This is a genomic window from Bacillus sp. 05T31, assembly GCF_056396725.1.
In genome coordinates, this window is the sequence record NZ_JBFTMA010001451.1 from 1 (window position 1) to 402 (window position 402).

Here is a 402-nt window from a genome sequence, read left to right on the forward strand (position 1 = left end):
CCAGTCGGATTAATTACGCCGTGGAACTTTCCAATTGCGATCCCGGCCTGGAAAATGGCGCCGGCACTTATTTACGGAAATACGATTGTCATTAAGCCAGCTGAAGTTACGCCAAAATCGGTGTATCATCTTGTGAATGCTTTTCATGAGGCAGGCATTCCAGCGGGCGTTATAAATTGTGTGTTCGGCAAAGGATCTGAAGTTGGAGCAGAATTAACGGGAAACCCTGATATAAAAGCGGTATCCTTTACTGGCTCTAATCAAGTTGGAAATATCATTCAGAAAGCAGCCGTTGAAACGCGGAAAAAAGTGCAATTAGAGATGGGCGGGAAAAATCCGTTAGTTGTATTAAAAGATGCTGACATTGAAAAGGCAGTAACTATTGCGATAAAAGGTGCGTTT

At 43.3% G+C, this 402-nt stretch carries 1 protein-coding gene; it reads left to right on the forward strand.

From position 1 onward, the window contains the following. On the forward strand, window positions 1-402 hold a 402-nt coding region (locus AC1DJR_RS33780), incomplete at both ends, for an aldehyde dehydrogenase family protein (RefSeq protein ID WP_477004649.1).